This is a genomic window from Maricaulis sp. MIT060901 (assembly GCF_047123815.1).
Lineage (GTDB): Bacteria > Pseudomonadota > Alphaproteobacteria > Caulobacterales > Maricaulaceae > Maricaulis.
In genome coordinates this window covers 198,646-224,798 of record NZ_CP138920.1, presented here as the reverse complement: position 1 = coordinate 224,798, position 26,153 = coordinate 198,646, and the positions used below count along the sequence as shown (strand labels likewise).

At 61.1% G+C, this 26,153-nt stretch carries 28 protein-coding genes; 22 read left to right on the top strand and 6 right to left on the bottom strand.

All coding sequences use genetic code 11. The features are described 5' to 3' along the window. Positions 1-67 precede the first annotated feature (67 nt). Positions 68-595 (top strand): rhodanese-like domain-containing protein, encoded by a 528-nt coding sequence (locus SIC17_RS01145; protein ID WP_412546137.1) that lies wholly within the window; start codon positions 68-70, stop codon positions 593-595. Here SIC17_RS01145 and SIC17_RS01140 read toward each other — a convergent pair. Beyond that, entirely contained in the window at positions 592-882 is a 291-nt protein-coding gene (locus SIC17_RS01140; RefSeq protein WP_291895670.1) for an ArsR/SmtB family transcription factor, read from the bottom strand. The genes SIC17_RS01145 and SIC17_RS01140 overlap by 4 nt on opposite strands. Before the next feature lie 174 nt (positions 883-1,056). Between SIC17_RS01140 and SIC17_RS01135 the strand changes: the two genes are divergently transcribed. Genes SIC17_RS01135 through hisIE form a run of 7 tightly spaced genes read left to right on the top strand, consistent with a single transcriptional unit; the run spans position 1,057 to position 6,817 of the window. After that, a complete protein-coding gene (locus SIC17_RS01135; RefSeq protein WP_291895668.1) occupies positions 1,057-1,341 on the top strand; it encodes a YerC/YecD family TrpR-related protein in 285 nt (94 codons plus the stop codon). Further along, positions 1,335-2,219, top strand: a complete 885-nt coding sequence (hisG, locus tag SIC17_RS01130) for an ATP phosphoribosyltransferase (RefSeq protein ID WP_366940123.1) — start codon at positions 1,335-1,337, stop codon at positions 2,217-2,219. Before SIC17_RS01135 ends, hisG begins: the two co-directional genes overlap by 7 nt. A gap of 9 nt (positions 2,220-2,228) precedes the next feature. Continuing rightward, entirely contained in the window at positions 2,229-4,121 is a 1,893-nt protein-coding gene (gene hisD / locus SIC17_RS01125; protein ID WP_412546136.1) for a histidinol dehydrogenase, read from the top strand. Next, positions 4,118-4,717 (top strand): imidazole glycerol phosphate synthase subunit HisH, encoded by a 600-nt coding sequence (gene hisH, locus SIC17_RS01120; RefSeq protein ID WP_291895661.1) that lies wholly within the window; start codon positions 4,118-4,120, stop codon positions 4,715-4,717. Before hisD ends, hisH begins: the two co-directional genes overlap by 4 nt. After that, the gene (locus SIC17_RS01115) at positions 4,714-5,448 is read left to right on the top strand and encodes a 1-(5-phosphoribosyl)-5-[(5-phosphoribosylamino)methylideneamino] imidazole-4-carboxamide isomerase (protein WP_412546135.1); all 735 of its coding nucleotides are present in this window, start codon (positions 4,714-4,716) and stop codon (positions 5,446-5,448) included. Before hisH ends, SIC17_RS01115 begins: the two co-directional genes overlap by 4 nt. Beyond that, positions 5,430-6,197: an imidazole glycerol phosphate synthase subunit HisF gene (hisF, locus tag SIC17_RS01110; RefSeq protein WP_412546134.1), complete on the top strand. Its 768-nt coding sequence runs from the start codon at positions 5,430-5,432 to the stop codon at positions 6,195-6,197. Before SIC17_RS01115 ends, hisF begins: the two co-directional genes overlap by 19 nt. Beyond that, positions 6,194-6,817, top strand: a complete 624-nt coding sequence (gene hisIE / locus SIC17_RS01105) for a bifunctional phosphoribosyl-AMP cyclohydrolase/phosphoribosyl-ATP diphosphatase HisIE (RefSeq protein WP_291895653.1) — start codon at positions 6,194-6,196, stop codon at positions 6,815-6,817. The genes hisF and hisIE overlap by 4 nt, the downstream gene beginning before the upstream one ends. 6 nt (positions 6,818-6,823) lie before the next feature. Here the strand turns inward: hisIE and SIC17_RS01100 are convergent, their stop codons facing one another. From SIC17_RS01100 to SIC17_RS01090, 3 genes are all read right to left on the bottom strand, one after another. After that, entirely contained in the window at positions 6,824-7,012 is a 189-nt protein-coding gene (locus SIC17_RS01100) for a hypothetical protein (RefSeq protein ID WP_412546133.1), read from the bottom strand. A gap of 336 nt (positions 7,013-7,348) precedes the next feature. Then, positions 7,349-8,092, bottom strand: coding sequence for a histidine utilization repressor (gene hutC, locus SIC17_RS01095; protein ID WP_291895649.1), 744 nt, complete (start codon positions 8,090-8,092; stop codon positions 7,349-7,351). Next, the gene (locus SIC17_RS01090) at positions 8,089-9,459 is read right to left on the bottom strand and encodes a formimidoylglutamate deiminase (protein WP_412546132.1); all 1,371 of its coding nucleotides are present in this window, start codon (positions 9,457-9,459) and stop codon (positions 8,089-8,091) included. Before SIC17_RS01090 ends, hutC begins: the two co-directional genes overlap by 4 nt. Positions 9,460-9,550: 91 nt before the next feature. Between SIC17_RS01090 and hutI the strand changes: the two genes are divergently transcribed. From hutI to SIC17_RS01065, 5 genes are read left to right on the top strand one after another with little or no spacing between them, the layout of a single operon-like run. Beyond that, entirely contained in the window at positions 9,551-10,759 is a 1,209-nt protein-coding gene (gene hutI / locus SIC17_RS01085) for an imidazolonepropionase (protein ID WP_412546131.1), read from the top strand. Next, the gene (hutH, locus tag SIC17_RS01080; protein ID WP_412546130.1) at positions 10,759-12,276 is read left to right on the top strand and encodes a histidine ammonia-lyase; all 1,518 of its coding nucleotides are present in this window, start codon (positions 10,759-10,761) and stop codon (positions 12,274-12,276) included. Before hutI ends, hutH begins: the two co-directional genes overlap by 1 nt. Next, positions 12,276-13,088 (top strand): N-formylglutamate deformylase, encoded by an 813-nt coding sequence (gene hutG, locus SIC17_RS01075; RefSeq protein WP_412546129.1) that lies wholly within the window; start codon positions 12,276-12,278, stop codon positions 13,086-13,088. The genes hutH and hutG overlap by 1 nt, the downstream gene beginning before the upstream one ends. Next, on the top strand, positions 13,085-14,767 hold the full coding sequence (hutU, locus tag SIC17_RS01070; protein ID WP_412546128.1) for a urocanate hydratase: 1,683 nt from the start codon (positions 13,085-13,087) through the stop codon (positions 14,765-14,767). The genes hutG and hutU overlap by 4 nt, the downstream gene beginning before the upstream one ends. Beyond that, positions 14,760-15,104, top strand: coding sequence for a hypothetical protein (locus SIC17_RS01065; RefSeq protein ID WP_412546127.1), 345 nt, complete (start codon positions 14,760-14,762; stop codon positions 15,102-15,104). The genes hutU and SIC17_RS01065 overlap by 8 nt, the downstream gene beginning before the upstream one ends. A 375-nt stretch (positions 15,105-15,479) precedes the next feature. Here SIC17_RS01065 and SIC17_RS01060 read toward each other — a convergent pair whose 3' ends face one another. After that, complete coding sequence (locus tag SIC17_RS01060; protein WP_412546126.1) at positions 15,480-16,139, bottom strand: HAD family hydrolase; 660 nt, start codon at positions 16,137-16,139, stop codon at positions 15,480-15,482. Between the two features lie 123 nt (positions 16,140-16,262). Here SIC17_RS01060 and kbl point away from each other — a divergent pair, with 123 nt between their 5' ends. The 9 genes from kbl (at position 16,263) to SIC17_RS01015 (ending at position 25,582) form a co-directional block, all read left to right on the top strand. Further along, positions 16,263-17,465: a glycine C-acetyltransferase gene (gene kbl, locus SIC17_RS01055; protein WP_412546125.1), complete on the top strand. Its 1,203-nt coding sequence runs from the start codon at positions 16,263-16,265 to the stop codon at positions 17,463-17,465. A 14-nt stretch (positions 17,466-17,479) separates the two neighbouring features. Further along, positions 17,480-18,592 carry an NAD(P)/FAD-dependent oxidoreductase gene (locus SIC17_RS01050; protein WP_412546124.1) on the top strand — a complete coding sequence of 371 codons (1,113 nt, stop codon included), beginning with the start codon at positions 17,480-17,482 and terminating at the stop codon, positions 18,590-18,592. 153 nt (positions 18,593-18,745) lie between these two features. After that, the gene (locus SIC17_RS01045; protein WP_412546123.1) at positions 18,746-19,912 is read left to right on the top strand and encodes a hypothetical protein; all 1,167 of its coding nucleotides are present in this window, start codon (positions 18,746-18,748) and stop codon (positions 19,910-19,912) included. A gap of 143 nt (positions 19,913-20,055) precedes the next feature. Beyond that, positions 20,056-20,442 (top strand): membrane protease subunit, encoded by a 387-nt coding sequence (locus SIC17_RS01040; protein ID WP_412546122.1) that lies wholly within the window; start codon positions 20,056-20,058, stop codon positions 20,440-20,442. Positions 20,443-20,797: 355 nt separating this feature from the next. Continuing rightward, positions 20,798-21,643, top strand: a complete 846-nt coding sequence (locus SIC17_RS01035) for a hypothetical protein (RefSeq protein ID WP_412546121.1) — start codon at positions 20,798-20,800, stop codon at positions 21,641-21,643. Beyond that, complete coding sequence (tdh, locus tag SIC17_RS01030; protein WP_291895611.1) at positions 21,615-22,643, top strand: L-threonine 3-dehydrogenase; 1,029 nt, start codon at positions 21,615-21,617, stop codon at positions 22,641-22,643. Before SIC17_RS01035 ends, tdh begins: the two co-directional genes overlap by 29 nt. Before the next feature lies 1 nt (position 22,644). Then, complete coding sequence (locus SIC17_RS01025) at positions 22,645-23,319, top strand: nitroreductase family protein (RefSeq protein ID WP_412546120.1); 675 nt, start codon at positions 22,645-22,647, stop codon at positions 23,317-23,319. Between the two features lie 62 nt (positions 23,320-23,381). After that, positions 23,382-23,930, top strand: a complete 549-nt coding sequence (locus SIC17_RS01020) for a heme NO-binding domain-containing protein (RefSeq protein ID WP_412546119.1) — start codon at positions 23,382-23,384, stop codon at positions 23,928-23,930. A gap of 59 nt (positions 23,931-23,989) precedes the next feature. Next, the gene (locus SIC17_RS01015; RefSeq protein WP_412546118.1) at positions 23,990-25,582 is read left to right on the top strand and encodes an ATP-binding protein; all 1,593 of its coding nucleotides are present in this window, start codon (positions 23,990-23,992) and stop codon (positions 25,580-25,582) included. 2 nt (positions 25,583-25,584) lie between these two features. Here SIC17_RS01015 and SIC17_RS01010 read toward each other — a convergent pair whose 3' ends face one another. Continuing rightward, entirely contained in the window at positions 25,585-26,151 is a 567-nt protein-coding gene (locus tag SIC17_RS01010; RefSeq protein WP_291895603.1) for a DUF4287 domain-containing protein, read from the bottom strand. Positions 26,152-26,153: the final 2 nt, after the last annotated feature.

Below are 26,153 nucleotides of genomic sequence, written 5' to 3'. Positions count from 1 at the left end.
ACGTACATATTGCTGCACGAACTTGCCCAATGGGTATCGAAGAATCGGCGATTTAGGGAGTGACCTGATGGAAAAGACTGTGAATTGGAGTGTAGGAGCGGTTGCGATGGCGCTTGCAGCCGGCGAAATCATTCTCGTGGACGTGCGCGAGCCACAAGAGTTTCACGCAGAACGGATACCGGGAGCCATGCTGTGCCCGCTGTCAGACTTCAATCCGCGAACCCTGCCGCATTCGGGTAAGAAGAAGACGGTCCTGCATTGCAAGTCTGGTGGCCGTTCCGGCCGGGCCCTGCGTATGTGCCAGGAGGCGGGCGTAGAGGTGGCCGGGCATCTTGAGGGCGGGATCCTCAAATGGATTGCGGAAGGCAAGGAAACCCGGTCCGATCTGGAAGAGAAAAAGGGCATGAGCGTGCCGCAATCCGTGATGGCGTTGGGATCGCTGATGGTTCTCGTTTCAATGGGGCTGTCGCTGGCCTTTGGGCCCATCTGGCTTTTGCTCGGCGGTGCGGTCAGCTTCATGCTGTTGCAAGCGGCCTTTACCGGATTCTGCCCGGCCGCGCGTTTTTTCCTGGCGCTGGGATTTCGACCTGCCTAGTTCCTAGCGGGCTCGCAATAGGCGGTATAGAGGGCATCCATCACCGAGCGGATGCCCTCGCTGGCCAGTGCATAATAGATCGTCTGCCCATCGCGCCGGGTTGTGACCAGGCCCTTGTTCCTCAGGATTGCGAGCTGCTGCGACATGGCCTGGGCCCGCATGCCGAGATTGTCCGCCAGCTCTCCGACGGAGCACTCTTTCTCCATCATCGCGCACAGCGCCAGCAAGCGGGACGGGTGAGCCAGGGTCTTCATCAGATCGGCGACGTCGTCGGCGATCGGTTTCATCTCGGCATATTCCATAGCAACCTGCAAAAATCTGTAGCTTCAGAAAGCTGTATATAATCTATGCCCCCGAGTAAATGAAGTCGGTTAGGCCTTGTGTTAGTCAGCTGTGACGCGCTATTGTGTTAGCGCGCTAACACGCTATATCGACGTCCACTGATCAATGACGAGGCGGACATGACCGATCTCAAACCTCTTAGCCAGGCGCTGTTGAGCGTGAAGTCGCAAGCGGAGATGGAACGTTTCCTGACCGACCTGCTTACGCCGGGCGAAATGAAAACCCTTACCGAGCGCTGGCGTGTAGCCGGCCTGCTGGATGAGGGCGGGAATTCCTATCGCGAGATCAGTGAAATCACCGGTGCGAGCACAACAACAGTGACCCGTGTTTCGCGCTTTTTGAGCCAGGAAAATCATCAGGGATACCGGCTTGTGCTGGATCGCTTGAAAGGATCGAAATCGTGACCCGTTTGCGTATTGCCGTACAGTCCAAGGGCCGCCTCGCCGAAGGTGGAATGGATCTGCTGAAGAATTGCGGACTTCGTTTTGCCTATGGTCGCGACAAGTTGCATCAGAGCGCGGAGAACATGCCGGTTGATCTGATGCTCGTGCGGGATGATGACATCCCGAATTTCGTGGCATCAGGAGCGTGTGATTACGGCATTGTCGGCGAGAACGTGTTTCGCGAGGAGCAGCTGGGAAGCCGTCGCGGCAAGGAGCTTGAGATCGCGCTGCGCCTGGGCTTTTCCAAATGCACACTGAAACTGGCCGCGCCCAAGGACGGCGGGATTACCACAGTCGCCGATCTGGATGGCAAGGCGATCGCGACATCTTATCCGGCGATCACGGCGGAATATCTCGAGCGCAATGGTGTGAAGGCGGAGATCGTGGAAATGCACGGTTCTGTCGAAGTCGCGCCGCGTCTCAATATCGCTGATGCGATCTGTGACCTCGTGTCTTCCGGTGCGACCCTGGAAGCCAATGGCCTTGCAGCCTTTGAGACCGTGCTTGTCAGTGAAGCGGTGCTCGTGCGCCGCAAGGAAGCCCGGTCTGATGAGGCCGACAGGATTGCCAGCATCCTGATGCGGCGCGCCCAGGGCGTGATCGCTTCCGCCCAGACCAAATACATCATGCTCAATGCGCCGACGGACCGTCTCGATGCGATCAAGGCCCTGTTGCCGGGGTCTGACGCGCCGACCGTCGCCCAGATCGCAGGCCGGGACGATGTCGTCGCACTGCACGCGGTTTGTCGCGAGCGCGTTTTCTGGGAGACGCTGGAAGCCCTGGAAGCGGAAGGCGCGCGCGCCATCCTCGTGCTTCCGATCGAAAAAATGCTGGCCTAGGGGCGCGAGATGAAAACTCTCAACTGGGCAGACCTTGATCAGGATCAGCGCGTTGCCGCTCTCGCCCGACCGGAAGAAACCGGTGCGGCAGCCGGAGCCGCGCGCGATATTGTTGATGCCATCCGCGCGCAGGGCGAGCCCGCGCTGCGCGCCTATGCAGCGCGACTGGACGGGCATGCGCCTGAACAGTTCCGCGTGCCTGAGGCGGCTTTTGACGCAGCGCTGGAGGCCATGGATCCGGCGGACCAGGAAGCGATCAAGGCAGCCGCTGATGCCGTGCGTCGTTTCCATGTGAAACAGGGCTATTCCGCCTATGAAGTCGAGACCTGGTCGGGCGTGAAAGCCTCGCGTCGCGCGACGCCGGTCGACGTTGCGGCGCTCTATGTGCCCGCCGGCAGTGCACCCCTGGTGTCCAGCCTGATCATGCTCGCCATTCCGGCCCAGCTGGCCGGCGTGCCACGCATCGCCGTCGTCGCGCCGCCAAACGGCAGTGACGGCGTCAATGCTGCTCTGCTCGCGGCTGCGAAACTGATCGGCATAGACGAGGTCTATGCCGTCGGAGGCGCCCAAGCCATTGCTGCCTTGGCGTTCGGCGTTGCCGATATCCCGCGGGCGGACAAGATCTTTGGGCCAGGCAATGCCTATGTGGCTGCGGCCAAGGCCTATGTCACTGCTTTGCCCGGCGGTCCCGCTGTGGACCTGCCAGCCGGGCCCAGCGAGGTGATGGTGGCTGCGGACACCTCGGCGGATGCAGGTTTTGTGGCCAGTGATCTGCTCAGCCAGGCTGAACACGATGCCAATGCCCAGGTCGTGCTGCTGGCAGATGCCGAGGCGACGGCCCGGGCCGTGATGGCGGAAGTGGAAACACAACTCGACACACTGCCCCGTGCTGACATTGCACGAGCTGCGCTGGAGAACTCACTCTGCCTGGTCTGCCCCGATGAGGGTGATATGGCCGAGGCCGCCAATCTCTATGCGGCCGAACACCTGATTATCCAGACAGCCAATCCTGAGACACTGGCCGACAAGGTTCGCCACGCCGGATCAATCTTTGTGGGGCGCTGGGCACCGGAAGCAGCAGGTGACTATGCTGCGGGCCCCAACCACACACTGCCAACCGGTGGATCCGCGCGCGCCTATGGCGGCGTAACCGTGGAAGCATTCCAGAAGACCACGACGATCCTGCGCGCCAGCAAGGCAGGCGCTCGTAATCTGGCACCGACCGTGGAACGCCTGGCCGCACTCGAAGGCCTCGACGCCCACCGCATCGCGATGGCCAAGCGCCGCGAAACGGCCTCGGAAGAGACCGCGACCGGGCAGAGGGGGCCGCGTGCCGCTGCGCGTCGCCGCAAGACTGCGGAGACGGATATTGCCCTGTCGATCAATCTCGATCGCGACGGCCCAAATCGCATCGACACCGGTGTCGGTTATTTCGATCACATGCTGGACCAGATCGCACGTCATGCCGGTATTTCGCTATCCATTGATGTGGAAGGCGATCTGGAGATCGACGCGCATCACACAATCGAAGATGTCTGCCTGACCTTTGGTGAGGCGTTGGCGGAAGCCCTGGGCGACAAGCGCGGCATAGCCCGTTTCGGGTTTGAGCTGCCGATGGATGAAACGCGGGCAGGGGTCTGGATTGACCTTTCTGGGCGCCCCTATGCCAAATTCGAGGGTGAGATCCTGGGCGATCGTGTCGGCGAATTCCCAGTCGAGATGACCGCGCACGCGTTTCGCTCCATCGCCGAAAGTCTCAAGGCGGCCGTGCATGTGAAGGTCGAGGGAGATAATGCCCACCACATGATCGAAGGCTGTTTCAAGGCCTTTGGTCGTGCCTTGCGCCAGGCTGTGCGTGTCGAGGGAGACCGCCTGCCTTCGACCAAGGAGCACCTGGCATGACGGTGGGGCTGATTGATACCGGTTGCGCCAATCTGGCCTCGGTGCGGTTCGCGCTCGAACGGGCCGGGATCGACTATCGTGTCGCGGTGACGCCGGGACAGGCCGGTGCCTGTGGTCGTTTGATCCTGCCTGGCGTAGGCGCCGCAGCGCCTGCGATGAACCAGCTGGAAGCCTCTGGCTGGGCGGCTGCCTTGCGACGCGACGAACGTCCCTTGCTGGGCATCTGTCTGGGGATGCAATTATTGTTTGAATACTCCAGCGAGAGCGATGTTGCCTGTCTGGGGCTTATCCCCGGTCATGTCGAGCGCCTGCCATCGAGCGAAGGCCTGGTCTGGCCGCATATGGGCTGGAATTCGCTGGACATTGTCGAGCCGGAAAACGTCCTGCTCTCAGGTGTCGAGAATGGCGCCTACATGTATTTTGTGCACGGGTTTTATGTGCCGACTTCCACCTTCACCCTGGCGCGAGCCGAGTATGGCGCGGATATCACCGCCATCGTCAAATCGCGCCATGTCTATGGCTGCCAGTTTCACCCGGAACGGTCGGGCGAGGCGGGCGCGCGCATTCTCACGAATTTTGCGGAGCTGGTCCGATGATCCTCTATCCTGCCATTGATCTACTGGAAGACCGTGTGGTGCGCCTGATGCACGGCAAGTTCGACGCGGTCACTGAATACGCAACTGATCCTGTCGAGGTCGCCAAACAGCTCAAGGCCGAGGGCGCGGAATGGATCCATGTCGTGGACCTGGCCGGGGCTCGAGACGGCGCCCGTCGCCAGACGTCTGTGATCCGCGATATCGCGGCGACCGGCCTCAAGGTGCAGTCCGGTGGCGGGGTGCGGGGCAGCGAGGATATCGAGGCCTTTTTTGAAGCGGGCGTCTCGCGGGTGGTGATCGGATCGCTCGCCATTTCGGCGCCGGAACAGGTTTTGCCCTGGCTGGACCGTTTCGGATCGGACCGCCTGACGCTGGCCTTTGACGTGCAATATGTCGGGGGTGCCTATCGCCCGGCCATCAAGGGCTGGACGGATGTCCTCACCGTGACCCTTGATGATGTGATCAAGGCCTATGATGGCGCAGATCTGCAGCACGCCCTGGTGACCGATATCGGGCGGGATGGTGATCTTTCCGGACCCAATATCGAGCTCTATCAATACCTCGCGCGCACATATCCAAACGTGAGTTGGCAGGCCTCCGGTGGCGTGTCCTCGCTGTCCGATCTGGAAGCGGCGCGGGATGCGGGTGCAGCCGGAGCGATTACCGGCCGGGCGATCTATGAGGGCCGGTTCAGCGTCGAGGAGGCCCTGTCGTGCTTGCGCGCCGTATAATTCCCTGTCTCGACGTCAAGGACGGCCAGGTCGTCAAGGGCGTGAAATTCCGCAATCACGAGATCGTCGGGGATATCGTCGAGCTGGCCCGGCGTTATGCGCAAGAGGGGGCCGACGAGCTGGTCTTTTATGACATTGCGGCTTCGACGCGTGGCGAGACGGTCGAGCCGGCCTGGGTCAGTGCGGTTGCACGTGTGATCGACATTCCGTTTTGCGTCGCTGGCGGTATCAAGTCTGTCGATGATGCGCGGGCACGCCTGTTTGCAGGCGCGGACAAGATCTCGATCAACACGCCTGCGCTCCAGAACCCGTCCCTGGTCGACAAGTTGGCCGCGGAGTTCGGCTCGCAATGCGTGGTGGTGGGTATCGACAGTCGTGAGATTGACGGCGCCTGGCGTGTGCATCAGTTCACCGGCGACCCTGACAAGACGCAGGAGGCCAATCGCAAAACGCTCGACTGGATCACCGAAGTGGTCGACCGGGGCGCCGGCGAAATCGTGCTCAACTGCATGGACCAGGATGGTGTGCGCGATGGTTATGATATCGACCAGCTGGCCGAGGCGCGGGCGCTGTGTTCCACACCGCTGATTGCATCGGGTGGGGCTGGCCGAAAAGAACACTTCAAAACTGTATTCAATCAGGCCAATGTGGATGGCGCGCTGGCTGCCAGCGTCTTTCACAAGGGGCTGATTAATATAGGAAATCTGAAGTCCTATTTGATTGATGAAGGATTGGGCATTCGGCCATGATCAACGCTGAAAATCTCAACTGGGAAAAGGTCGATGGCCTGATCCCGGCGATCATCCAGGACGTGGCCACGCGCCAGGTTCTCATGCTGGGTTACATGAACGCAGAGGCGGTCGAACTGACCCTGGAAACCAGCAAGGTGCATTTTTACAGCCGTACCAAACAACGTATCTGGAAAAAGGGCGAGACCTCCGGAAACACGTTCAAACTGGTCCAGATGGCCCCGGATTGTGATGGTGACGCGCTGCTGGTCGAGGTCAAACCCAAGGGACCGGCTTGTCACACGGGTACGGTGACCTGTTTCGGTGATGACCCGGCACCGGGTCTGGGCTTCCTGGCGCATTTGCGTGCGATCATCAAGAAACGCCGCAAGGAAAAGCCCAAGGACAGCTATGTCGGGGCTTTGCTGGCCAAGGCGCCCAAGAAACCGGCTCAGAAAGTGGGTGAGGAAGGCGTCGAGGTCGCCATGGCTGCCGTATCCGAAGGCAAGTCGGAACTGGCAGGAGAGGCGGCGGATCTGATTTTCCACCTGATGGTGCTGCTGGAATCCCGTGATCTCAGCCTGGATGATGTCGTTGCGGTGCTGCGCAAGCGCCACGCCATCCGGGCCCAGAACAAATAGGCCAGCCTAGCTGCAGTAAAGGATCTCGGTTTCACCTTCCGGGGCAGCCGTCTCAGCCAGCTCCGGCAAGGTGTCCACACATGCGACCTGGTAGTCGGTACGGGTCTCGGTAGCGGTCAGTGCATGACCGTCCTGATTGCCCGGAACCAGAAACAGAGCGCCTGCAACGGCGGTATAGATAATCAGTGTGCGCATAATGGGGGCGCTCCTAGATGAGTCGACGTTAGCTGGGGAGGGCGCTAACCGGGACTCATCTTTAATTCGCGGTAATGTAAGTGCGAGCAATTCGCGGTAATGTAAGTGCGAGCGCGGCCTTGAGATTGCCCTAACAGAGACTGAAGGCATGCGGGAGAATTTGACGGGGTGGGGCGTTTCACCTCCCGGTCTTCTCTATCGTCATCACCCGGCTTGTCCCGGGCTCGGTCATCCCCACGGAAGACGAGAAGGTAGGCACTAATCTTCCTTTCCCTTGATGGGAAAGGTGGCCGCGAAGCGGGCGGATAGGGTGCGGCCCGAAGGGCCGGGCGAAACTCAGCCCGGTGTAAAACGTTCGGTCAGGGCGTGCCGGCTGCCCGGGTGGGTCAGGCGGGCGAAGGTGACCACCTGCTGATCCAGGAAAGTGCGGCGTTCCAGCACGAGGCAAGCATCTCCGGCATCGATATCGAGACGATCGGCGGTTGCGGCGCTGGCATTGCGGGCCGAAATAGTGTGCTCGGCCTGGGTCCACGGGGCTTGTTGCAACAGCCAGGCGCCTGGCGGGGTCTGGCTGAAATCTGCGTCCCGGGCGTCGGGCAGCACGGCGAGATTGATCCAGCGTTCTTCCAGCTCCAGCGGGATAGCGTCTGCGCGGTGCAGACAGATCAGCCGTCGCAGCATCCCGCCGTCAGGCAGATCGAAACGCTGCCGCAATTCCTCACTCGCTTCGACGACGGCACTGTCGATCATCTCGAAGGCATAGTCCTGGCCCCGCGCCGGGATGAGTTTGGACATGTCCACGATTTCCAGCATCGCAGCGGGCGCCGGCGGCGGTGCCACGAAAGTGCCGGCGCGGCGCTTGCGGATGAGAAGACCGGTATCGGTCAATTCCCGCAGGGCGCGGTGGACCGTCATGCGGGCGGAATTGAAATGTTCGGCAAGCTCTTCCTCGCCGGGAATGCGATCGCCGGTCTGCCAGCCGCCAGAGCGGATCCGTTCAGTCAGCGCACGCTTGATCTGTTCATAGACCGGTCCTGCGCCATCCAGGCCGATTTCACTCTGCCAGTCCTGCCGGTTCACGCATTAATCCTCTGCATCAGCTGGGTCAGGCGGTCGCAATAACGCCCGGAAATCATGTCCCTAGCCAGGCAAGACCCGGCTTCAACAACACGCTCCCCACCGACATAGACTGTCTCGACCTGACGTCCATCCCCGCTGAACAGCCAGCTGTCCAGCAGCGTGTCAGATGACCGCCCGGTAAGCACCGGTGCCTTGCTGTCCAGCACGACAAAATCTGCACGCGCGCCGATTTCGATCCGGCCGGTGGGCTGGCCCAGCGCCTGGGCGCCGCCGGTGGCGCAGGACTGGTAGAGCGCGCGGCCGACATGCTGGTCCGGTTCGGCCAGCACATTGCGCTGACGCAAGGTCAGGCGTTGACCGCATTCCAAAAGGCGCAACTCTTCCGCCAGATCGATGCGGATATGACTGTCCGAGCCAATGCCCCATTGTCCCGCCTGAGCGCGATAATCCGGTGCAGGGAAAACACCGTCGCCCAGATTGGCCTCGGTCAGCGGGCACAGGCCTGCAATCGCGCCGGAGCGGGCAAGGTCGCGGGTTTCAGCGGCGTCGATATGCGTGGCGTGGACAAGACACCAGCGCGGATCGAGTTCCACGCTCTCGGCCAGCAACTGGACAGGACGTTTGCCGTGAGCGGCCTCGCACTCAGCGACTTCCCTGAGCTGTTCGGCAATATGGATGTGGACCGGATCATCCGGACGCAAGCCCGCCAGCCAGGGCAAATCCTCAAGATTGGCGGCGCGCAGGCTGTGTGGCGCGACGCCCAGGCGTCCATGGCGAAGCTTGCTGGTGTGGGCAAGGCTGGCATCGCTCAGACGGGCGTAACGATCCGGATCATTGAAGAAGCGACGCTGGCCCTCATGGGCGGGCTGATCGCCAAACCCGGCCCAGCGGTAAAACACCGGCAACAGGGTCAGCGCGATGCCCGTTGTTTCGGCCGCCGCACAGATCCGGCCGGCCATTTCCGCTAGATCGGCAAAGGGTGATCCATCGCGGTCATGGTGCAGATAGTGAAACTCGCCCACGCTGGTGAACCCGCTCTCCAGCATCTCGCAATAAACCAGCGCCGCGATCGCCTCGACATCATCCGGGGTGAGGTGGTCGTTAAAGGCGTACATTACCTCGCGCCAGGTCCAGAAACTGTCATCGGACGTGCCGCGCCGTTCCGCAAGTCCGGCCATGCCGCGCTGGAAGGCATGGCTGTGCAGATTGGCCATGCCGGGCAGGGCGTTGGTGTGCCGGATATCGCCTGCGTGGGCGGAGGTGTCGATCTCGCAACGTTCGATACGGCCGCTTTTGTCCATGGTCACACGCACATTGCGCGCCCAGCCGCCAGGAAGCAGGGCTTCGTTGAAGAAGAATCCGGTCATGTTTCAGTTCTGCCTCTGGACAAGAATCTCGAGCCTTGATTAATTGTATAGACAAATAAAGATTTGCGAACCCCCAACACGCTGAAACCGTATGCGCATCGATACACTCATTACAGACGCCCGCATCGCTAGCATGGTTCCCGGTGATACGCCCTATGGCGTTATCGAGGACGGTGCCATCGCTATCTCCGGCAATACGATCTCCTGGGTGGGCGAGCGACGTGATGCGCCCACGGCGTTTGAAAACGCACACTCTCTGGAAGGGCGCTGGGTCACACCGGCGCTGATTGATTGCCACACCCACCTGGTGTTTGCGGGTGATCGATCGGATGAATACGAGCGCCGCCTCGCCGGTGAGAGTTATGCCGAGATCGCCAAATCCGGAGGCGGCATCGCGAAAACAGTGGAAGCCACCCGCCAGGCGAATTCCGCCCAGCTCGCTGCCGCGGCCCTGCGCCGTCTGGAAGCGCTGGCCGAGGAGGGCGTCGGCACGGTCGAGATCAAGTCGGGCTATGGCCTGACCATCGACAGCGAGCTGACCATGCTGAAGGCTGCGCGTGGGGCGGGGATCGCTTCGGGCATGCGGGTTTCGCCGACGCTTCTGGCCGCGCATTCAATCCCCCGGGAATACCAGGGTCGGTCTGGCGCCTATATCGACGAGGTCTGTATTCCGCTGGTGCGCCAGGCCGCCCAGGAGGGGCTGGCCGATGCGGTGGATGCTTATTGCGAGGGCATTGCCTTTTCGCCGGAGGAAACCCGTCGGCTGTTCATCGCAGCCAAGGCCGCAGGCCTGCCGGTCAAACTTCATGCGGACCAGCTGTCCGACACAGGCGGCGCACGCCTTGTGGCAGAGTTCGGCGGCCTCTCGGCTGATCACGTTGAATACACGAGCGAGGAGGGGCTGCAGGCGATGGCGAACGCCGGAACCGTTGCCGTTATCCTGCCCGGCGCTTTCTACTCGATCAGTGAGACACAGAAACCGCCGGTGGCGCGCATGCGCGAGCTGGGCATTCCCATGGCGGTGTCCACCGACAGCAATCCGGGCTCTTCGCCCATGGTCTCGCTGCTGACGGCGGCCAACATGGCCTGCACGCTGTTCGGCTTCACGGTCGAGGAGGCTGTGGCCGGCATGACGCGGGAAGCGGCCCGGGCCCTGGGGCTGCAGGACAAGCTGGGCACCATTGAAACCGGCAAGATCGCGGATCTGGCTGTATGGGACATCGAACGCCCGGCAGAGCTGGTGCAATGGATCGGACGGCGACCGCTGCATGGTCGCATCCTTGAAGGAGAGTGGGTGTAATGGCGGTTCTTATCCAACCGGGCCAGATGGCGCTGGCAGACTGGCGCGAGATCTATCGCGGTGGCGGTGTCGCGCTGTCGGATTTTGCCAAACAGGGTGTCGATGCGTCGGCGAAGACGGTGGAAGACCTTATCGCCTCCGGTCGCGCGGTCTATGGTCTCAATACCGGTTTCGGCAAACTCGCCCAGACGCGTATCGCCGATGATGAGCTGGCCGTCCTGCAGGAACGCCTCGTCCTCTCCCACGCCGCCGGAGTAGGCGAACCGCTGGGCCGCGATGTCACACGCCTGTTGATGAGTCTGAAGATTTCCAGCCTGTCGCGTGGTGCTTCGGGCATTCGCTGGTCGACGGTCAAGGCGCTGGAAGCCATGCTGAAGGCGGATGTCCTGCCGGTTGTTCCGGCGCGCGGTTCGGTTGGTGCATCCGGCGACCTTGCGCCGCTGGCCCATATGTCCGCCGCGCTGATTGGTTCCGGTGAGGCTTTCTGCAAGGGCGAACGATTGCCTGCTGCCGAGGCATTGGCCAAGGCCGGTCTCGAACCGGTTCAGCTGGGACCAAAAGAGGGCCTGGCCTTGCTCAACGGCACGCAGTGTTCAACGGCACTGGCGCTGGCAGGTCTGTTTGAAGCCGAGAACGCCTACCGGAACACGCTGCTGTCCGGTGCTCTCTCGGTCGACGCGGCCAAGGGCTCGATCGCACCGTTCGATGAGCGTATCCATGCGCTGCGCGGTCATCAGGGCCAGATCGATGCGGCTGCGGCCTTGCGCGGCCTGCTCGAGGGGTCGCAGATCCTCGACAGCCATACCGGCTGTGAGAAAATCCAGGATCCGTACTGCCTGCGCTGCCAGCCCCAGGTCATGGGGGCGGTGCTGGGTATTCTTCGCCAGGCCGGTGAAACCCTTCAGACCGAAGCTAATGCCGTCACGGACAATCCGCTCGTCTTCTCAAAAGAGGGCGACGCGATTTCCGGCGGCAATTTCCACGCCGAACCGGTGGCGTTCGCCGCCGACCAGATCGCCATGGCGGTGTGTGAAATCGGCTCTATCTCCGAACGTCGCGTGGCGCTGCTGACAGACCCGGCGGTCTCCGGCCTGCCGGCTTTCCTGACGCCCAATCCGGGCATCAATTCCGGTTTCATGATCGCGCATGTCACGGCGGCAGCCCTGGTCAGCGAAAACAAGCAGAAAGCCTATCCGGCCTCCGTCGACTCGATCCCGACCAGTGCCAACCAGGAAGACCATGTCTCCATGGCGACGCACGGTGCCTATCGCCTGCTGCAGATGACGCAGAACCTGCGTGATGTGGTGGCGGTGGAGCTGTTGTGCGGCGCGCAGGGCGCGGATTTCCACGCACCGCTGAAATCATCGGCCAAGCTGGAGACCGCCAAATCCCGCCTTCGCCAGGATGTACCGGCCTATAGTGATGACCGCTATTTCGCCAATGATATCAATGCGTCCTCTGCGCTGATCGCCTCGGGCGAGCTGGTGGCGGATCTGGATCTGCCGGGCGTGGCATAATGGATGTCTACCAGCTCAGCGTTGGAACGGGACCGCTCGTGGTCTCGATGCCGCATTCGGGTCTGGCCGTTTCGCCGGGCCTAGAAGCGCGCCTGACGGAGCGGGCGAGGGCGCTCCCTGATACTGACTGGCATATCCCGGAGCTCTACGATTTTCTGGATGACCTGAACGCCTCGGTGATCCGCGCGAACTATTCGCGGTATGTTGTGGACCTCAATCGTGATCCATCGGGTCAGTCGCTTTATCCGGGACAGGTCACGACCGGCCTTGTGCCCACCGAATTCTTTGATGGCGAGCCGCTCTATCTTGAGGGGCAGGCACCGGAGGATGCCGAGATTGAGCAGCGGCGCCAGGATTTCCATGCGCCATATCACGAAGTCCTGTTCGATCTCATTGATCATGTTCGCGCGGTGCATGGTTATGCCGTTCTGTGGGATGCCCATTCCATCGCCAGCGTGGTGCCGCGCCTGTTTGACGGGCGGTTGCCGGATCTCAATCTGGGGACAAATACAGGCCAGTCCTGCGCGCCGGACATCCAGGCCGCCGCCGAGGCCGCCATGGCGGAAGCCGGCGCCTACGAGACGATATCCAATGGTCGTTTCAAGGGCGGCTGGATCACCCGCCATTATGGCCAGCCAAAACACAATGTGCATGCCCTGCAAATGGAGATCGCCCAGATCGCCTACATGGCCGAGGGCGCGCCCTACACATTCGACGCGGACAAGGCCGAGCGCCTGTGCCCCGTCCTGAAATCCATCATCAAGGCCGCGCTTGACGCGGCGGCCCGCCTTCATGCCGGAGACAAGTCATGAGCCATACCCGTATCGACAATGCCCGTGTCATTCGCGCCAAGACCGGCCCTGAGCTGGACGCCCTCAACTGGGCTGCGGAAGCGCCGTTGCGCATGCTGATGAACAATCTCGACCCGGATGTCGCGGAAAAGCCGGAAGAGCTGGTTGTCTACGGCGGTATCGGCCGTGCCGCGCGCGACTGGGAGAGTTTCGATCGCATCGTCTCCACGCTGAAGCGCCTCAAGGAAGACGAGACCCTGCTGGTCCAGTCCGGCAAGCCGGTCGGCGTGTTCCGCACCCACAAGGATGCGCCGCGCGTACTGCTGGCCAATTCCAACCTGGTGCCGAACTGGGCGACCTGGGAGCATTTCCGCGAGCTCGATCAGAAAGGCCTGATGATGTACGGCCAGATGACGGCGGGATCGTGGATCTATATCGGCTCTCAAGGCATTGTGCAGGGAACCTACGAGACCTTCGTGGAGGCCGGGCGTCAGCATTACAATGGCGATCTGACCGGCAAGTGGATCCTGACCGGTGGCCTCGGCGGCATGGGCGGGGCGCAGCCGCTCGCGGCGACGATGGCGGGCGCGTGCATGCTGGCCGTGGAATGCCAGCCGAGCCGGATCGAGATGCGTCTGCGCACAGGATATCTGGACAAGCAGGCCAGTGATCTCGACGAGGCTCTGGCCATGATCAAGGACGCCTGTGCCAAGGGTGAGGCGATCTCGGTCGGTCTGCTGGGCAATGCAGCTGAGGTGTTCCCGGAACTGGTCAAGCGCGGCGAGCGCCCGGACATGGTCACCGACCAGACCTCGGCCCATGACCCGGTCAATGGCTATCTGCCGCTGGGCTGGACGCTGGCGGAATGGGAAGCCAAGCGCGAAAGTGATCCCGACGCGGTATCGGTTGCTGCCAAGAAATCCATGGCGCTCCATGTGCGTGCCATGCTCGATTTCTGGAAACAGGGCATCCCGACGCTCGATTACGGAAACAATATTCGCCAGATGGCCCAGGATGAGGGCGTCGAGGACGCGTTTGATTTCCCGGGCTTTGTACCCGCCTATATCCGCCCGCTCTTCTGCCGGGGCATTGGTCCCTTCCGCTGGGCCGCGCTGTCCGGTGACCCGGAGGATATCTACAAGACCGACGCCAAGGTGAAGGAGCTGATCCCGGACAATCCGCACCTGCACCGCTGGCTCGACATGGCCAAGGAGCGTATCCATTTCCAGGGCCTGCCGGCGCGTATTTGCTGGGTTGGTCTGGGCGAGCGCCACAAGCTGGGCCTGGCCTTCAACGAGATGGTCAAGAACGGTGAACTGTCAGCGCCCGTCGTCATCGGCCGCGATCACCTGGACAGTGGCTCCGTGGCCAGTCCCAACCGTGAAACCGAATCCATGATGGACGGCTCCGACGCCGTCGCCGACTGGCCTCTACTCAACGCCCTGCTCAATACAGCCTCCGGCGCGACCTGGGTTTCGCTGCACCATGGCGGCGGCGTCGGCATGGGCTATTCCATCCACTCCGGCCAGGTCGTCATGGCCGACGGCACCGACGAGGCGGCGGAGCGTGTTGGCCGTGTGCTGTGGAATGATCCGGGCACAGGTGTAATGCGCCATGCCGATGCAGGCTATGAGATCGCGAAGGATTGTGCGCGCGAGCAGGGGCTGGATCTGCCGAGCGTGGAGGGGGCGGATGCTTGAGCAGGACATCGCCGACTATCGTTCGGAATATTTGTGGGAAGATAGCGTTGTTTTAGGAGTACGCTTCGAACCCCACCGTTGTCTTTTGCTCGTAGATTGTCGCAAGCCGAATGAAGACGTTCAGTATTCGGAGACCGAGATTGTTTTCACGTCAGTTGAACGGTTCGTTTTGGCACTTACCGCCGAAATGAGCGCGGAGCCTGACGGAGGGCTGGATCTTGGAGATCTGAATTTCGAAGTGGTTCCGGAAGGAGTGGAGGTGCAAATCGGTGCAGGGAAACTCTTCCCGTTCGGACAGCGGGTGCGCATGCAATTCAAAAGTGTTGGTGAGTTTTAATAGTATTTCGTAACTGATTTTTGGCGCAGCTTGTCCCTCGGAACGCTGTGGTCCGGGATGACAAGGTGAGCGGATAAGCGGGGCGTTCCCCCAACCATCCTTAAATCTCATGCCGAGATCGGGCCGTATGGGGTTCCGCGCGTCAAGGGTGAAACCGCGCGCGGCCCTGCGGGCCCTTGACGCGCGGAACCCCATACGGCGGACTGGCTGGCAGGACATTCAAGGCCTCTACTCTTGCCCTCCGGGGAAGTGCCGCAACGCAGTGGAGGCGAAGGGGGCGAGCCATAGCGAGCTGACCTTCGGACTTCGTCCTCCGGCCCCTCCGTATCCGCCTTCGCCAAGGCTACGGCGCAGCCACCTCCCCGGTGGGGAGGATCACTCAGCGCCAAACGCTGCCTCTCTCACCGCGTGCAGATCTGCCATCACCGCCTGGCACAGCGCCGCAATCTCGGCGACCGGCTCAATCAGGTCCGGGATCATCACGGTTTGCATGCCCGAAGCGTGGGCGGCGCGGACGCCGGTGAAACTGTCTTCCAGGGCGAGGCAATCGCGCGGATGCACACCGAGCTGGCTGGCGGCCAACAGAAACGGTTCGGGATGCGGTTTGCCTTCGCTGACATCACAGCGGGTCACCAGGGTTTGCAGCCGGTCCAGCAAGCCAACGCGCTCCAGACGCTCAGGCGCGGCCGGGCGGCTGGTCGAGGTGGCCACGGCTGCGGCGATGCCGCGCGCGTCCAGCGCATCCATCATCTCGTAGACACCGGGTTTGACCGGCACAGCATCGGTCATGTGTGCGTCGAGAATGGTGTGCATTCGGGTGTTGTAGGCGTCGAAGGGGAAGTCCGTGCCCAGCGCGTCCAGCATGATATCGCGGCACTGGGCGTTGGGCACACCGACCTGGGAGCGGTGCAGGGCATCGGTCATTTCGTGGCCGAACTCGCTTGCCGCCTGTCTCATGGCGATGAGGTAGAGATTTTCCGTGTCCAGGAGGGTGCCGTCCATATCGAAGACGACAGCACGAAAGGGTTTGAGCATGGGCGGTCCGGAAGCGAGGCGACGAGGTGAGATAGCGGCCTGACTGCCCGGTAAAGTCAAGCGGGATGACAATCCTCGCGCGTCGAATTAGATAGGCGGCAAGCATCTGATTTGGAGCGCGCAATGTCGTCTGGCTTTTATGATTTCCTCAGCGGTGAACTCAAGCAGATCGAGGCCGATGGTCTCTACAAGCGCGAGCGCATCATTACCTCGGAACAGTTCTCCGAGATTGATGTGAACCAGGATGGCGAAGACAGCCATGTCATCAATTTTTGCGCCAACAACTATCTGGGCCTCGCCAATCGCCCGGAACTGATCGAAGCGGCCAAGGCGACGCTGGATACACATGGTTTCGGCGTGGCGTCAGTGCGTTTTATCTGTGGCACCCAGGACATTCACAAACAGCTCGAAGCCGAGATCGCTGAGTTCACCGGCTGCGAGGATGCGATCCTCTATGCCGCGGCTTTCGACGCCAATGGCGGCGTGTTCGAACCGCTGCTGGGACCGGAAGACGCGATCATTTCCGACGCGCTGAACCATGCGTCCATCATTGACGGTGTGCGCCTGTGCAAGGCCAAGCGCTATCGTTATGCCAATTCCGACATGAATGCGCTGGAAGACCAGCTCAAACAGGCGCGTGCCGACGGCTGCCGTCACATCCTGATCGTCACCGATGGTGTGTTCTCGATGGATGGCTATATCGCCAAGCTTCCCGAGATCGTCGCGCTGGCAGAAAAGTACGACGCGCTGACCATGGTCGATGATTGTCACGCCCACGGTTTCATGGGCGCGAAAGGCCGCGGCACGCCGGAACATTGCGGTGTGTTTGGCAAGATCGATATCGTCACCGGCACGCTGGGCAAGGCGCTGGGTGGCGCGATGGGTGGTTTCACGGCCGGGCGCAAGGAAGTCATCGACATGCTGCGCCAGCGTTCGCGGCCTTATCTCTTCTCCAACTCGCTGGCCCCGTCCATTGTCGGCGCATCGCTCAAGGCGCTGGACATGGTCAATGAGGGTGATGATCTGCGTGCTCGCCTGTTCGACAATGCCAAGCGTTTCCGTGCCGGCATGAGCGCCGCCGGTTTTGACCTGCTGCCGGGCGAACACCCGATCATTCCGGTGATGCTGGGCGATGCCGCCCTGTCCCAGCAGATGGCGAGCAAGCTGATGGAGGAGGGCGTCTATGTGATCGGCTTCTTCTATCCGGTTGTGCCCAAGGGCCAGGCGCGTATCCGCACGCAGATGTCTGCTGCTCACACCCCGGAGATGATCGACCGTGCAGTTGCAGCCTTTACCAAAGTGGGCAAGGATCTGGGTGTGATCTAGAAGGATTTGCGGTCATGAGCTTCGATACTGACGTTGTCATCATCGGCGCCGGTATCGCGGGCCTGGCAACCGGGTATGCAACTTCCCGCCGCGGCCTGGAAACCATCATCATCGAGCAGGAAGCCGGGATCGGGCAGGGCGTGTCGTCCCGGAATTCCGAAGTCATCCATGCCGGTATCTACTATCCAGCCAGATCGCTGAAGGCGAAGCTGTGTGTTGCCGGCAAACAGATGCTCTATGCGTTCTGTGACAAGCACCAGGTACCCTACAGCCGCTGTGGCAAGCTGGTCGTCGCCACGACGACGGAGGAAGAGCCGCGGCTGGATGCCATCCTGGCTCAAGGGCTGGCCAATGGCGTCGATGACCTGCAGCGCCTGAGCGGGGACGAGGCGCGGTCCCTCGAGCCCCACCTCAAAGCAACCGCCGCTATCCTCTCGCCCTCCAGTGGTCTCGTCGACAGCCATGCCCTGATGCTGATGCTGGGCGGCGAGATTACGCTTCATGGCGGTGCGATCGCCCTCAACACGCCCTTTGCCGGGGCAACGCCCCTTGATGGTGGAGGATTTGTTGTTCGCACTGCGGGAGAGGCGGCCACTGAATTGACCACGCGCTATCTCGTCCTGGCGGCCGGGCTGGGTGCGCAGGCTGCGGCGGCACGTGTCGATACCTATCCCGCCGAAAAAATTCCCCAACGCCATCTTGGAAAAGGCGTCTATTTTTCCTTGGCGGGCAAGGCCCCGTTCGAGCGGCTGATTTACCCGTTGCCGATACCCGGAGCGCTGGGCACGCACTACCGTCGCGACCTGGGTGGGCAGGCCCGTTTCGGGCCCGATCTGGATTATGTCGATACCCTGGATTACGAGGTTGATCCTGCGCGCGCAGCCTCGTTCTACGACACTATTCGCCGCTTCTGGCCGGACCTGCCGGACGATGCACTGGTGCCGGATTATGCGGGCATTCGCCCCAAGATCCACGGCCCGGACCAGTCCCAGTGCGACTTCCGCATCGAGGGCACGGACCAGCATGGCCTTCCCGGACTGGTCGCGATGTTCGGCATTGAAAGCCCCGGCCTCACATCCTCGCTTGCTATCGGCGAGCTGACCGTCAAACGCCTGGCGCTCGCCTAGACACGGGACACTGCCCTTATCGTTCCCGCTGCCCAAACCCCGGACTCCCGCTAGATTTCGCCCGGTAAACTCGCGTGCCGGATGTTTTTGCATCCAAATCCATGCCGGGGGGCATCACAGGGTTATCCCGATCAACAGGGGGGAGAAGCGATAATGAGCACGACAACCACCAGCAATGCCCGTCCACAGGACGAAATGCTGCCATTCCTCAATAATTTCCACGACATATTCACGACCATCGGTGTCGTGATTTTGCTCGTCGGCATGAATATGGGCATTGCCCAGGTGCTCGACACCTATGATTTCGGCGAGGGCCAGAACCTGGTCTATGCGCGCCTTGGCCTGTTTGCGGGCGTCGCCCTGGTCGCCTGGCTCTTGTCCGCGCTGCTGGTCGGACGTCAGCGCCGCATCCTGCCCGGCATCGTCCTGGCCGCGACATTCGGCATCACGACCAGTGGTGTGCTCGGCTGGCTTTATACCGACTACCTGATCAATGGCGTGGGCATTGCCCAGCTGATGCAGGAGGGCGGGGAGTTCCAGATCAGTGGTGACCAGTTCAGCTTTGCCGCGGTCAGCGCCGTCATTGAAAACCTCAACCCGGTCGTGCGTTTTGCCCCGATTGTCTACGCCATGATCGGCCTCTTGCCGATGGTGGCCTATTACCTGGCCTTCCGCCTGCCGTTTACCGGTGGCCTGGTTGGCGCAGGACTGGTTTTCACGGCGGCGATGGTGATTGTCGCGGTCTTACCGTACTACGCCATTCTCTACCTGCCGGGCCTCTTGCTGCTGGCTGCGACGACCCTGCTGGTCGCCGGCATCCTGTTTGATGCCCGCGATCCGCAGCGTCGGACGCGTCTGTCCGGTACGGCTTTCTGGCTGCACTTCTTTGCGGCTCCGGCCATGCTGTTTGCGGTTCTCACCGTGACCCAGGCCGGTTTCTCGCTGGACATGGTTGAAGTCATGAACCCGCAGCAGATCTTCATCTTCTCGGCGATGAGCGAGGACAATGTCTCCTCGACAACGGTCGCTGCGACGGCGCTGACGGTGATCGGTATCTTCGCCATCATCTCGCTGCTGATCAATCGCCGTGCCCTGATCGTCTCCGGACTGCTGACGGCCGGCGTCTCGATCAGCGTCATCGTCAATGAATCCGGAATGGGTGAGGGCGCCACGATCGCCGTGACCATGCTGGTCCTGGGCGGCATTGTCGTCGTCCTGGGGGCGGCCTGGAACCCGGTCCGGTCCATCCTGCTGGCACCATTCCCGAGCGAAGGCCCGCTCGCCCGCATCTTCCCGCCTGTGTCCCACAACGAGGGCTAGGCCAGTAACCCACTGGGTGCTCGTGACGGAGGGATTGGATACCCCGGATTGGGGCGTATCCAATCCCTCTTTTTCGTGTTCGATGTCAGGTTAAGCTGTTGTCATTGCGAAGGTAATCTCCTTCGCGTTGACAGGAGAGCTGTATGAAAATCGGTTCGATAGTGACTTTGGGAGTGACGGGCATTGCCTTGCTGGGCGGTGCGCTGTGGGGATTGCCGCAATACGGCGTCTGGCAGCAGGAACTGGCCGGCCGGGCCGAGCTGGTTCGCGCCGAACAGAACCGCCGCATTGCCGTGCTCGAGGCCCAGGCCCGGCTGGAAGCCGAGGAGCTCAATGCCCAGGCCGAGATTGCCCGCGCACATGGTGTGGCGGAAGCCAACGCCATCGTAGCCGAGGGGCTTGGCGGTCCGGAAGGCTATCTGCGTTATCTGTGGATCCAGTCGCTGGGCGAGAACGGCCAGGATGTGATCTATATCCCGACCGAGGCGGGCCTGCCGATCCTGGAAGCGACGCGACACGTCGCCCAGTAGATCCGGCCACGCACGTCTGTGGGAGCGGTTCCGATCGGAGCCGCTCTTTTTGTTGAGGCAGGGTGTGTGGGCATTGCGACGGTCCGCAAGGACGGTGTGATGATATGCATTGGTGGGGAATGCGGGTGTCCCGACGGACCGTACGCAACCCGGTGAAGCCAATTAAGACAGGTTTGATCTACCCCGTCAGCGCCACCCTGAACCTGTCCGCTGTGCACCGCGAGCAAGGATCAGTCAGCGCATTATGCTTGCGTCTGGCAGGGTAGGGATAAGTTGACGTCTATCCTCGCGGCGCGCTTGCCAGATTGTCACCTCTGTGGAAGCCTTCAGCTGATTTTGCAGGGGGAGGAAAACCGTGGCGCGCAAGGCATTTTACCTGACCATCATCCTGGCCGTAGTGACGCTGGGATTTGCGGGGCTCATGGGGCAGCCCGGCCCGCTTCAGCCGGATACGGACCTCAATGGCTTCCAGCGGCCGATCTTCGCGTTGTATTTTGCGACGTCTCTCAACGACCTCCATTTCATAACCGGCGCTGAAGGCGCGGCCCTGCGCCAGCATCTGATGCGGCTGCAGGCGATCGATACCTGGTTCCCGCTGGCCTATGGCGGCATGGCAATGGCGTTTTTCCTTGCGCTGGGTGTACGAGGATCACGGGCAGCGTGGTTGGGACTTGGCCTGGCCGCGTTCACGATCGGAGCGGACTGGGCCGAAAACGACGCCGCAAATCGGGTTCTGGCGGGTATGGAGCCTGTCGTGTGCGAACAATTGGCGGGAGCACCCGCCGGGCAGGAGTTGTGCCTGACGCTGGATTCGCAAAGCATGGGGTCCGGCCCGCATGTTAATCCAGATGATGTCTATTCTGCCGGGCAGCAACATCGCGAACATGTGGTTGGCGAGGCGTTGGCGGACCTGGGATTGCTAACCTGGATCAAATGGGGCGCGATCGCCCTTTACGCAGCAGTCTTCGGGGCGATCATGGCGCTGGCCGGACGCAAGCTGCTGGCGGCGTTTCCGATCCTGGCGGCCTTTGGCGTCGCAGCGAGCTGGTCCAGCGGAGCGGATCCGGCTGTGTTCAACTGGGCCAATCAACTGCTTGTGCCCTTCATGCTGACTTTCCCTGTCGCTGCGGTGATGTATCTTCGCGCCAAAGACGAATCCGCGGAGGGCGATGATGAAAGCGCTGGTGAAGGCGAAGCCTGAAGAAGGTATGTGGATGGAGGATGTTCCCGAGCCGCAGATCGGCCCGGATGATGTCCTGATCAAGATCCGCAAGACGGCGATCTGCGGAACCGACATCCACATCTATAACTGGGATGACTGGGCGGCGAAAAACGTTCCCACTCCCATGGTCGTCGGTCATGAATATGCCGGTGAGATCGTCGATATCGGCGGCAATGTCACCCGAGTCAAAATCGGCCAGCGTGTCTCGGGCGAAGGGCATGTCGTGGGCGATGCGTCGCGTGCCGTGCGGGCAGGGCGTTTCCATCTGGACCCGGAAACCCGAGGTATCGGCGTCAACGCGCCGGGCGCTTTTGCTGAATATCTCTGCCTGCCGGCCTTCAATGTCGTGCCACTGCCGGACGCGGTAACGGACGAGCTTGGGTCCATTCTCGATCCGCTGGGCAATGCCGTTCACACCGCGCTGAAGTTTGATCTGATCGGCGAGGATGTGCTGATCACTGGTGCCGGTCCGATCGGTATCATGGCGGCCGCAATTGCACGCCATGTCGGCGCGCGTCATGTCGTGCTGACAGACATCAATACCCATCGCCTGCACCTGGCTGGCCAGGTCGCCCCGAATATCCGCACCGTGGACGTCTCCAAGGAAGATCTTAGCGATGTCATGCACGAGCTGAAAATGACCGAGGGTTTCGATGTCGGCCTGGAAATGTCCGGCGCGCCACAGGCTTTCGACACCATGCTCGACAAGATGATCATGGGCGGCAAGATCGCCATGCTCGGCCTGCCCTCCAAGCCGATCCCGGTTGATTTCGGCAAGCTGGTGCTCAAGGCCATTCGTCTTGAAGGCATCTATGGCCGAGAGATGTTCGAGACCTGGTACAAGATGATCGCCATGCTGGAGAGCGGTCTGGATGTATCCCGCATCATCACCCACCACTATGCCGCCGACGAGTTCCAGAAGGGGTTCGACGCCATGCGTTCCGGCAAGTCCGGTAAGGTCGTGCTGGACTGGGGCTGATATGAGTTCTGAAAAACGCGTTCCGCTTGAAAACTATGTTGAATACCCGGCCGAGGAGATGCTCTCCCGGGTGACGACGTTTACCGAAGACCTCAAGCGTCGCCGCACGGTGCGTGATTTTGACGAGCGGCCGGTTGATCGCCGTATTGTCGAGGAAGCCATCAAGGCGGCGGGGTCTGCGCCGTCGGGCGCCAACCACCAGCCCTGGCATTTCTCCGTCATCGAGGATCCTGGCAAGCGCAAGGCTTTGCGCGAAGCCGCCGAGGAGGAGGAGCGGGCCTTTTATGCCGGCAAGGCCGGCGATGAATGGCTGGACGCCCTGACGCCGCTGGGAACCGATGCGGACAAACCCTTCCTGGAACATGCGCCGGTGATCATTGCCATCTTTGCCCAGAAACGCGGTGGCGTGACGGTCGAGGAAAAGCGCAAGAACTACTACATCAACGAGAGTGTCGGCATCGCGTGTGGTTTCATGCTGGCAGCCCTGCACCAGGCGGGTCTAGTGACGCTGACGCATACGCCCAATCCGATGCGCTTTCTCAACGAGGTCTGCGAACGCCCCGGTGACGAAAAGGCCTACATGCTGATCGTCGCCGGATATCCGACTGCTGATGCGACCGTGCCAGAGCACGCCCTGATCAAGAAATCGCTCGACGACATCTCAAGCTGGATCTGACGCCGTTAACAGCTAGTTTGTATCTTCGTGAAACCTTTTGTCATCCAATGAGGGGGGTGTAGATGTATGGGATGATCCACCAGGCCGCGCGCGAAATGGTTCACACGGTCGCGGATGCAGAGACATGGTCGGTAATTCTTGAGAAATCTGGTCTGGATGAAGAGCATTTCATCAGTGCTCAGACCTACACCGATGATGTGACCTTTGCCCTGATCGGTGCCATACAGGGCGTCACCGGGATGCCGATCGGGGACCTGCTGGCCGCGTTTGGCAGGTACTGGATCGAGTTCGCAGCCTCTACCAGTTACCGATCGGTCATGGAGATGGCCGGCAACGACTTGGAAAGCCTGCTCAACAATCTTGATCGCATGCATACCAGTATCAAGTCGACCATGCCGGACGCGGACATGCCGTCTTTCATCGTGGTGCATAGCGATGCGCAGCGGCTGGAAGTTGAATATCGCTCTTCGCGCAGCGGGCTGGAAATGTTCGTGAAGGGCCTTCTTGAAGGCCTTCTAGAACGCTTTGACGATGAGGGCGACGTCAGTTTTGACGTCCGAGAAGATCATGTTGCATTCACAGTTGATCGACGAGCCGCCAAGGTAGCCTGAGGTGGATCATGGCGCTTGAATTGAACAAGGAGCTGTTAGATGAGTTGTATCCAGCTCGCTTGGCTGTAACACCTGAAGGGCTGATCGAGGCTGCGGGGCCGTCGCTTGTGCGCCATCTCGGAGAGGGTTTGGTCGGGAGAAAGTTTCTGGATGCTTTCAAGTTCGAACGGCCGCGCATACACGATGTGGCCGAACTGATTGGCTGCAAGCAGTCCATCATACTGAAATCGCTTTTCAATTCGGATCTACGTCTGCGCGGGCTGGTCAAGGTCCAGGATGGCCTCCTGCACCTGCTCGTAGGGCATATCCCCACTGCTGATGGCAAGGTCGGCGGACAGATGCTTGTCTTTAGTGACTTTGCACCGACAGACAGCACCCTGGATACTCATCTGATCAGTGTGATACATCAGCAATTGCTCGAGGATGCCCAGCGCATCTCGAAAGAGCTCAAGGCCAAATCTCGGCAGGCCGAAGCGGCCAACGAGGCAAAGACCCAGTTTTTGGCCACTGTCAGCCATGAAATCCGTACGCCGCTCAATGGCGTGCTGGGCATGGCCGATTTCCTTGCGGGCACGGAACTGGCACCGGAACAGCGCGAAGCGCTGAGCATCGTTATCGACAGTGGACAAGGTTTGCTAACCATTCTCAACGACGTTCTCGACTACTCCAAGGTCGAGGCGGGTGAGCTCGAGCTGGAGAATCGCGCCTTTGATCTGGCCGCGCTGATAAAGGGAGCATCCGGTCTTTTTCACGTGAAAGCCGTTGAAAAAGGCCTCCACTATGTCTCATCTCCGGCCCGGGGCTGGTTCATGGGTGACGAAACTCGCCTGCGCCAAATCCTGTCTAACCTGGTTTTCAACGCGATCAAATTTACTCAGTTCGGCGGTGTCGAATTACGAGTCGAGTTTGGTGAAGTGCGCGATGATGGCATGACACCATTGGTTTTCGAGGTCGAGGACAGCGGGATCGGCATGTCGGAGGAGGTTCAGGCCCGCCTGTTCAAACCTTTTCAGCAAGGCGAGGTTACCACGGCCCGCAAGTTCGGCGGTACCGGGCTGGGATTGGCAATCTGCAAAAACCTCGTCGAGAAAATGGGGGGGGAGATCTCGGTTCGAAGCGAGAATGGCCGCGGTTCTGTTTTCCGGGTCGAACTGGCTCTCCAAGCTACCGAGGCCCCTGCGCTGGCCGGCGATGATACGTCGGAGAGTGGGCAGCAGGTCTCTCTCGCCTCGCTTCGCGTTCTGGCGGCCGAGGACAATGCGACCAACCGCATTGTGCTGGGCGCCTTGCTCAAACCCATGGGAGTGGAGCCAGCCTTTGCCGAGAATGGTCGCGAAGCTGTTGAGATGTTCCGCGAGGAATCCTTCGATGTAATCCTGATGGATGTGATGATGCCGGAAATGAGCGGCCTCGAGGCGACACGGGCTATCAGGCAACTGGAAAGCAATTCGGATGCGAAACCGGTTCCGATCCATGCGCTCACGGCCAATCTGATGCGCGAACAGGTCGCGCAATACCTGGAGTGCGGTATGGATGGCGCGCTTGGAAAGCCGATCAATGTCGAGGAATTACGCGGGACGCTGGAAGGTGTCGCTCATGCAAAATCGGATGCTCAGGGCACGCCGGATACGCACAACCGCAAGGCGTCCTAAAGCTAGCCCGCCGAGTCATAGGCTGTCTTCAGCCAGGCTTTCAGCTCGTCGTCGATGTCATGCACATTCGCCGTGCGAACGCGATGTGTCACCATGGAATTGAAACTGCCCGAGGCTTCCAGCCGGTCGCCAGGCTCGACATCCTTGAGCTTGATACCGACATCCACGCGGGACTTGGTCGTGGGCTGGATCAGGGCGAACTGTTTGGCCCGGCGCAGGCTGACATAGGCTTTCTTGGGCGCGATCTCGACATCGCCGCCAAAGGCGCTGACGGCAGCAATGAGCGCGTCGTAGACCGGTTTCAGTGCTTCCTTGCCGGCATATTGCGTTGCGACCGGATCGTCCGGCTTGTCGTTCGAGGGCATGCTGTCACGGGCCGTGTGCGCGACCAGATTGGCATAACCATGGCTGAGCCCGTGATCGCCTTTGAGCACTTTCATCAACTCGCCATGTTTGCGTGTCCCGACAGGCCCAAGCAGCCCGACCCATTCCTCCAGGCTCTTGCCGGTCTTCTCCGGCATGTTGGCGATCATGCTGTCCAGCGGGCTTGGTTTGGTGCCGGTGCTCATCC